Genomic DNA, 8,153 nt, shown 5'->3' on the forward strand with positions numbered 1-8,153 from the left:
TTAAGATTAAACACTAAACATCCGTTCACAATGCGCCCGTAAAGGGATGGACTAACCGTATGTGTTGAGTTTGAAAAAGGTAAGCGCCTGGAAAAAAGAGGGCGCGGAACTCAACTTACCGGACTGAGGTACTGGCATACCTTGCAACGATAAGTGAGCCCACGCCCCGGGTCGTGAGCCATTCCACTTATCATCCCGTTGCAAAAGAAAATTGCCAGTTTTCAGCCCGAGATTCTAAGCGAATGCTTCTAATATTTTTATCTATCGAAGTATCGCAAAATTACACTTCTTGAGTGTAAGATTTTTCAAATGTAATAAAATATTTTAATTTGGGGATATATCCCCAAGAATTTTTTTTTGAATTTTAACAAATTGTCTTGCTAAAGACAATTTGTAATGAAAGATATTACTACTGATTTTCTTGATAAATTTGGTGCCAGAGTAAAATCCCTTAGAGAGAAAAGGAAATTTACTCTTAACGAAATGGAATTCCGTACCGGAATAGACTCAAGCGATTACAACAAAATTGAGCAGGGAAAAACAAATATAACCTTCAGAACATTTTTAAAGATTGCTAAGGGACTGGAAATTAATCCTTCCGAACTTATCAATTTTAGATTTGACATTACAAAATATTTAGATGATTGATGACCTGAATTATTTAGCTATAAAAGAATCAAAAAATAGCTCTGTTCTATTCATCTACTCAATAATTTACTACTTCTACCAAATATTTGATGAGTTTCACTCATTTTTCTTTTAGTTTTCTCAGGTTTTCGGTAAATTAGTGCGTTACTTAGTACAGGTACAAGCAGATTGCTATTGGAATTTTGAGGTGTTGCTGTAGGTGGAGGCTGCTTATGGTGAACACCTTTTTTGTTTTGGAACGGGGTTGTTGGAATATGAATAACAGTTATAATATAATAGAAGTAATTGGGGGGTATGGGTTGAAAATGGCAATTGGGGTATGTGACGTTGGTATCCACTTAAAGCGGAAATATAAACAACAAAAAATATTCAGAATAGAATTCAACCTGTATAATTTTGTAATCCTATGTATTGCAAGAAGTGTGGTAAAAAAATAGATAATGACAGTAAGTTTTGTAAATTTTGTGGTCAGGCTCAAAACGAAAAACAAAATTTAAGCATTGAAGGTCAATCAGCAGCATCAGCCGACAACTGGGAAATTGACAATATTGAGAAACTAAAATTTCCAGTTTATGATTACCCTAAAAAATTGTTTGACTTCCAAACTAATAAAGAAGTCGAATTTGTGAATTACAGACAACTTGAAACAAATATTCAGAAGAATTTAAGAAGCAGTGAACTTGAAAAAATTAAAGATGGACTTTCAAATGTCCTGTTTTGGGGATATTACAGAACTGGATATGGAGTAGTAAGAATTGATAGATTTAGAGAAAAAGTAACTGCCCAACAACTTATGGCGTTTCATAATCTGGTAGTAAGCAACAATTTCTCTCCAATAAATATAAAAAAAATCGGACTCCCAGAGTTTTCAGGATTCTCTTTTGTAAGCAAAATAATTATGTTTCTTAACCCACAGAAATATGTAATTTTAGATAAAAAAATTATGCAATTAAGAGATAATTCCAATGAGAATAATCCACTCACAAATATTTCTTATCGAGAAAATGATTCGGGAATAAGAATTAATAAAAATTCGCAATTTTACTATTATGAATGGTGTAAGCTCTGTAAAAAAATAGCAAAAGAATATTTGAATAGCGAATACGCAGTAGATGCAGAACGCGGGTTTTTTAAACTTGTCGAAAAAAACCAACTTAATTACGGCAAAAAAATTATATCTAAATTTCCAAAAATAACGAAATGATAAATAAAGTGGATGGCATTCGAGTAGATAGCCGGTGAGCCATTGCCCCACCGCAGAACCTCCTCCCCCCACTGTACTTACAGGCTTTCCTAATAGAAATGAACTGGCAGTACACGTCTTTTACCTATGGGAAACAAAGGGTGCAGATGGGGAGCGTTTAAAGATTGTGATGTTCCTCCTGCGCTGGTGGTAAGCTGGTGAAGCTAATGGAGGGGCAGCTGTCTGAATTAGGATTTTTAGGATTTTGGGGATTAAAGGATTGTCTGAACGCATGAATCCTAAAATCCTTTAATCCTACGCATCCTAATTCTGACAGTGGGGAATGGTAAAACAGGCATGCCGAAACGGCGCAAACAGTTCTGCTATAGAACAAAAAGAAAGAAATGTTAACCAAAAATTGCAAGCAAATTACTACTTTTATTGTCAACGATAACAAAAATGGTAATAACAGCCGGGTCTCGCTTCACTGCAGAGGCCTTAAAAGTACCTGAGCCGTATGATGGGAATTGAAAATCATGCATGCCTTAAAAAATTAATTATGAATGCATAAACTGGTACGCACGGTTCTTAGGGGGCGTATGGTACCCGGTGGCAAAATTTAACCAAAAATTGAAAACCATGGAACTTTCGGATGCATTAAGCAATTTCTGTTCGGAAAATCTGGACAAAACAAATGATTGGTATAATTGGAAATTTAATGAAGCGATTATTCCTATTAACGTTAACCTTCCGAGAGGAAATCATTACTTAAGAAATATTGCTCTTAAAGAAGAACTCAATAAAGCTTGGATATCAGAATCAGATACTGCAAAAAGAGAGCTGTTAGTGAAATACTATATTAAAGACTGGGGTGGCATACGTCGAATTAGTGAAGAAAAAATAAAAATATATGCAAATAGTACTCCTGAATCATTAATAGAACTTAAAGAAAAAGGCATTGCTTCATGGTCAAAAGCTTTGGTTATTCGTAATCCTAAAGAATATGCGATATTTGATGCTAGAGTTTCAACTTCATTAAATTGCTTGCAGATTATTTATCCAGTTGAGAACAAAATATTATTTCCAAATTTAGTAAGTAGGAATAAAACAATCACAAAAGGTCAAAAAACATTAAAGATAATTTCCCATCTGAATAATTGGGCCATGGTAAACTTAAAAACATTTTACAGGGACTATTTATCTTTACTTAAAAAAGTAACTCAAGATAGAAATACAAATATTTCAACAATTGAAATGCTTTTATTTGCAAAAGCAGAAGAATTGGTAAAACGAATAGAAGACTTTGCCTAATCTAGTAGATGGCCGGTGAGCCATTAGCCCACCGGAGCACCTCTCACATTCACCCTGTGAAATCAACTTATTTCACAGGGTAAACCGTACGTACGGGTCTCGTATACGGCGGTTCTTTAAACCATGGGAAACAAAGGGTGCAGATGGGGAGCGTTTAAAGATTGTGATGTTCCACCTGCGCTGGTGGAAAGCTGGAAATGGTAATGGCAGGGCAGTTGTCTGAATTAGGATTTTTAGGATTTAAGGATTATAGGATTAAGGGGAGATAGATACACAGGTGGCTTTGTAGCCCGTATTTTGGCATTACCGCTGAAATATTGCGATAAGAATGAAATATAAAGAACTAACTCACAAAATTATTGGTTGTGCCATGAAGGTGCACAACACTCTGGGCAATGGTTTTCAGGAAGTCATATACCAGCGGGCCCTGGCCATTGAGATGGAAAGTCAAGGTCTCAAATATCAGCGGGAGTTTGAAATGCCCATTTATTATGAAGGTAACAACATTGGAACACGCCGGGTCGATTTTTTTGTTGAAGATGCTATCATGGTTGAATTAAAAGCACTTACGGTTTTGGAAGAAGTGCATTTGGCCCAGGCAATGAATTATTGCCAGGCCTACAATCTACCGATTGGCTTACTTCTCAATTTTGGTGCCAGAAGTCTTGAATTTAAGCGGGTCTATAATCTTAATCATCCTGACAATAGAGATTCTCAAAGTCATGAATCCTAAAATCCTTTAATCCTACGCATCCTAATTCAGACAGTGGGGAGTGGCAAAACAGGCATGCCGAAACGACGCAAACAGTTCTGCTATAGAACAAAAAGAAAGAAATATTAGCCAAAGAATGCAGGCAAATTACTACTTTTATTGTCAACGATAATAAAAATAGTAATAACAGCCGGGTCTCGCTTCACCGCAGAGGCCTTAAAAGTGCCTGAGCCGTGTGCCGGCAAGTGAAAATCATGCATGCCTTAAATATCAATTATGAATGCATAAACTGGCACGCACGGTTCTTAGGGGGTATAGGTTATCAGGTTGCTTCATTCTAAAAGAAAAACAGGAATTAATTATCTTTGATGATTGTTAATTAAATACTATCATGATAAAGATTCTATAATAGTCTAAAATACCATGAAGAAATTTAGAATTGGATTAATAATCGTTTCTATCCTTATCATAATAGGACAACTTACTTTAGTTAATTATTCAGATTTAAGTTGGTCAGAAAACGCTGGTAGCTATTTGGGAATAATATCGATGATTTTTTTAATACTAGGCATGATTCTATCAAATAAACATGAAACTAAAAGTCAAGAGAAATAGAATGAGTCTTCAATATATGATTGTATTTAAAGTTCTTTGTTAACAGCATGTTGGATTGCTGAAAATGATGCGGATTGTAGGATTGAGAAACAACTGCCCCTGAAGACAAAAGCCAACACAACAATACTATTGTGACCGACGCAATAACGTTATTGCGAGTGACGCAACCGGGGTATTGTGGGTGACACAAAAAAGATTGGAAATATCTGTTTCCTTAAGTGTTCATTGATCCTGCTCAGAAATTATTGATTTTCACTCATCTTTATTTTGATTGTATAAGTTATTCAGTAAATTTAAGGGTTCCTTTTTGGGGCTTATCCGGATTGGCTATTCCCGAACCATATCAAATAAAACATATCAAGAACTGTGTAAAGTTTCTAAAGCAAAGGCTACAAGAGACTTAACTGAGTTAGTTGAAAAATTCAATTTGGGGAAAAGAATTGGAAATGTTGGGGCTGGAACCCTTTACAAATTAATTGGCTCATAATTGGCTCAATTGGTTCAAAAATGAGTCAAGAAGAGAGAATCCCAGATTATGACTACCTTTGCAGACAAAAAATTAAAAAAAAATTAAAAGTGAAAACGACACATAAATTAATAAATGGAGACAGTCGTCAGATGAATCTTATTCCTGACAAGTCGGTTCATTTAGTTATCACCTCGCCACCTTATTGGCAACTAAAGGACTATGGAACAGAAAATCAAATAGGCTATCACGAAGACTATGAAACCTATATAAACAACCTTAATCTTGTTTGGAAGGAATGTTATCGTGTTCTTGACAATGGTTGTAGACTTTGCGTAAATATAGGCGACCAATTTGCAAGGGCTGTATATTATGGTCGTTACAAAGTAATCCCTATCCGAACTGAAATAATAAAATTCTGTGAAAGCATCGGATTTGATTATATGGGAGCTATTATTTGGCAAAAACAAACCACAACCAATACAACAGGTGGAGCATCATTGATGGGGAGTTTCCCAACACCAAGGAACGGCATTCTCTCTATTGATTATGAGTTTATTTTAATTTTTAAAAAATTAGGCATTTCCAAATCAAAGGTTAGCAAAGAGATAAAAGAGCAATCCAAAATGACCAAAGAAGAATGGAAAGAATATTTTGCAGGTCATTGGAACTTTGGTGGTGCAAGACAAGATGGACACATCGCAATGTTCCCTGAAGAATTGCCAAAAAGACTAATTAAAATGTTTGCCTTTAAAGGTGAGACAGTTTTAGACCCGTTTATGGGGAGTGGAACAACATCATTAGCTGCACGAAATTTGGAACGTAATTCAATTGGATATGAAATAAATCCAGAATTTATTGAAATTGCAAAAGGCAAATTAAATATTAATCAAGCTGATATTGAAGGAACAACATACGAGTTTCTAAAAGATGAAACAAATATTGACATAGAAAAAGAGTTTGATAACTTACCTTATCGCTTCGTTGATTTTCAAAACTTTGATAAGAAGATTGACCCTAAGAAACTTCAATTTGGTTCAAAAATCGATAAGAATAGTGGGCAGCGAGAAGAGTATTACACAGTAAAAGAAATCATTAGCCCTGAGTTGGTGAAACTTAATAATGACCTTGTGGTCAGACTTATCGGCGTTAAAGAAAAGAAGACTGCAAATGGTTCTGCCAAGGACTTTCTTTACGAAAAGACAAAAGGACAAAAGGTTTTTATGAGATATGATAACCATAAATATGATGAGCAGAATAATTTAATGTGTTACTTGTATTTAAAGAATAAAACTTTTTTGAATGCACACCTTATTAAAGAAGGGTTAGCAGAACCCGACACAGAAGCAGATTTTAAATACAAAGACAAGTTTTTAAGTTTAAACGCATCAAATGGCTAAATAGTGCTCGTCTATAAACTCGCAAAAATTTTCACAATATGTGTGTCTGTTCTGAAAGTGCCGGTTGCAAGGCCTGCGAAGTCCGAAAATACGGAGTTTACTCATCGTAAATGAGTAATTTTCGGACGAGCGTAACGCAGTAAATGGCACTTTATGGACAGACACTATTTAACCGGCATATAATATGACAAAAGAATGGATTTTAAATAGTGCGATGAATCGCTTTCAACTGAACTTTAAAAGAAATGTTGGACCGACATCAGAAAGTATCAGGCAATGTGAGCCAAAAACATTGGAAGAGTGGAGAGAATACTATTTCTCAAATGTGCGTTCAAAAGAACACATAATTGATCTTGGTAAAAAACTCTATATCAAGATAACAGAAGTCATTGCTGCAGAAGTAGAAGAAATCACAGAACAAGACTGCATTGATTATATGCTTCAACTTGTCATCGACAGAACCTTTGATGGCTATTGGACTGAAATAAAAACAATTTATGGTCAACTCGAACAAGAACTTGGCTACAAAATTGAGCCAGCTCCTGACAAGTGGGACAGACTTTTTAATGTTGACTTCTTTATCAAGATCAAAGAAAGATATATCGGATTGCAAATAAAACCAGTTAATCAAGGAATTCAACTATCTCAAATCTTCAAAGAAAAAGAGTTACAACAAAAGTCACACGAGAAATTTGAGAGCGAATTCGGTGGTAAAGTATTTTACATTTTTTCGTCCAAAGCAAACGGGAAAAAGGTAATAATGAACCCTGAAGTTATAGAAGAAATTCGTACTGAAATAAACCGACTTGAACAATAAAACCCAGCGCCCAATCGAGTAGATTGCCACTAAACCATTTTCCCACCGCAGCACCTCTCCCACCAACTTCCATACAGGTCTTCTCGATTAAACGGAACAGGCTATACACGGCGGTTCTTTAAAACATGAGAAACGGAAGTCATATACCGGCGCGCTGTGGTCATTGAGATAGAAACCTAAATCATGCTAACAAGAGTATTCTCAAAGTCATGAATCCTAAAATCCTTTAATCCTACGCATTCTAATTCTGACAGTGGGGAGTGGCAAAACAACAATACTTAAATGGGGTAAACTGTTCTTTTACAAGCAAAATGAAAAGATGAATTTGCAATAAGAGAAGATTAACTGCTATGAATATAAAAATTGAACACATTGGGGTTTGGACAAAAGATTTAGAGAAAATGCGTAGCTTCTATCAAAGCTATTTCAGCATGAAATGCAGTAAAAGATATGAAAATGTTAATAAGGGTTTTTCGTCTTATTTTCTATCCTTTGAAAGTGGAGCACGTATAGAACTTATGAAAAGAACGGATATTAAGGAAGGAAAAGATGAGAAAGGCTCGGTAAACGGACTGGCTCATATAGCTATATCTGTCGGAGACAAGGAAACAGTTGATAAACTTACCGAACGTTTAAGATCCGATGGGTATGAAATATTTGGAGAACCAAAAACAACAGGGGATGGATATTATGAAAGTGTAATTCTTGATCCGGAAGGAAATCGTATCGAAATTACTGAATGAGTGTGGTATAAAAGGACATATTTCAGTCAAAATCAAGACGTTTTAAGTTTTTGTGCCGGAGTTAACCCGTTGTTAATAAGGATGCAAAAATTTAAAACAACACAGAGTTTGGCAACAAAGATGCTTTTTAGACCGGGCTCATCATAAACAATCCTGCAAAATGGCAGGAGGATATTTTTTTAAATCATAAAAAAATTATGATGGCAAACGACCAAACACAATTAGGTTAAACCCTTTAAAAATAACCAATGAAACGAG

The 8,153-nt window shown here is 35.3% G+C and carries 7 protein-coding genes; all 7 read left to right on the forward strand.

Annotated elements, in window-relative coordinates; translation table 11 throughout:
• Positions 1-396 precede the first annotated feature (396 nt).
• The 7 genes from OQ5_RS0108055 to OQ5_RS0108095 all read left to right on the forward strand — a co-directional run bounded on the left by OQ5_RS0108055 (position 397) and on the right by OQ5_RS0108095 (position 7,895).
• On the forward strand, positions 397-648 hold the full coding sequence (locus OQ5_RS0108055) for a helix-turn-helix domain-containing protein (protein WP_016776998.1): 252 nt from the start codon (positions 397-399) through the stop codon (positions 646-648).
• A gap of 406 nt (positions 649-1,054) precedes the next feature.
• Complete coding sequence (locus OQ5_RS0108060) at positions 1,055-1,852, forward strand: zinc ribbon domain-containing protein (RefSeq protein ID WP_016776999.1); 798 nt, start codon at positions 1,055-1,057, stop codon at positions 1,850-1,852.
• A gap of 618 nt (positions 1,853-2,470) precedes the next feature.
• Positions 2,471-3,142, forward strand: a complete 672-nt coding sequence (locus OQ5_RS0108065; protein WP_016777000.1) for a hypothetical protein — start codon at positions 2,471-2,473, stop codon at positions 3,140-3,142.
• A gap of 328 nt (positions 3,143-3,470) precedes the next feature.
• Positions 3,471-3,875, forward strand: a complete 405-nt coding sequence (locus tag OQ5_RS0108070; RefSeq protein ID WP_016777001.1) for a GxxExxY protein — start codon at positions 3,471-3,473, stop codon at positions 3,873-3,875.
• A 1,101-nt stretch (positions 3,876-4,976) separates the two neighbouring features.
• Positions 4,977-6,335: a DNA methyltransferase gene (locus OQ5_RS0108085; protein WP_016777004.1), complete on the forward strand. Its 1,359-nt coding sequence runs from the start codon at positions 4,977-4,979 to the stop codon at positions 6,333-6,335.
• Positions 6,336-6,519: 184 nt separating this feature from the next.
• The gene (locus OQ5_RS0108090; RefSeq protein ID WP_016777005.1) at positions 6,520-7,152 is read left to right on the forward strand and encodes an MjaI family restriction endonuclease; all 633 of its coding nucleotides are present in this window, start codon (positions 6,520-6,522) and stop codon (positions 7,150-7,152) included.
• A gap of 350 nt (positions 7,153-7,502) precedes the next feature.
• Positions 7,503-7,895 (forward strand): VOC family protein, encoded by a 393-nt coding sequence (locus OQ5_RS0108095; protein ID WP_016777006.1) that lies wholly within the window; start codon positions 7,503-7,505, stop codon positions 7,893-7,895.
• The last annotated feature ends 258 nt before the right edge of the window (positions 7,896-8,153 follow it).

The organism is Anaerophaga thermohalophila str. Valhall, from assembly GCF_000250735.1.
Lineage (GTDB): Bacteria > Bacteroidota > Bacteroidia > Bacteroidales > Marinilabiliaceae > Anaerophaga > Anaerophaga thermohalophila_A.

Bases quoted from the DNA above. Each gene is read 5' to 3' on its own strand.
- OQ5_RS0108055 (WP_016776998.1), top strand. From the start codon at position 397: ATGAAAGATATTACTACTGATTTTCTTGATAAATTTGGTGCCAGAGTA.
- OQ5_RS0108060 (WP_016776999.1), top strand. From the start codon at position 1,055: ATGTATTGCAAGAAGTGTGGTAAAAAAATAGATAATGACAGTAAGTTT.
- OQ5_RS0108065 (WP_016777000.1), top strand. From the start codon at position 2,471: ATGGAACTTTCGGATGCATTAAGCAATTTCTGTTCGGAAAATCTGGAC.
- OQ5_RS0108070 (WP_016777001.1), top strand. From the start codon at position 3,471: ATGAAATATAAAGAACTAACTCACAAAATTATTGGTTGTGCCATGAAG.
- OQ5_RS0108085 (WP_016777004.1), top strand. From the start codon at position 4,977: ATGAGTCAAGAAGAGAGAATCCCAGATTATGACTACCTTTGCAGACAA.
- OQ5_RS0108090 (WP_016777005.1), top strand. From the start codon at position 6,520: ATGACAAAAGAATGGATTTTAAATAGTGCGATGAATCGCTTTCAACTG.
- OQ5_RS0108095 (WP_016777006.1), top strand. From the start codon at position 7,503: ATGAATATAAAAATTGAACACATTGGGGTTTGGACAAAAGATTTAGAG.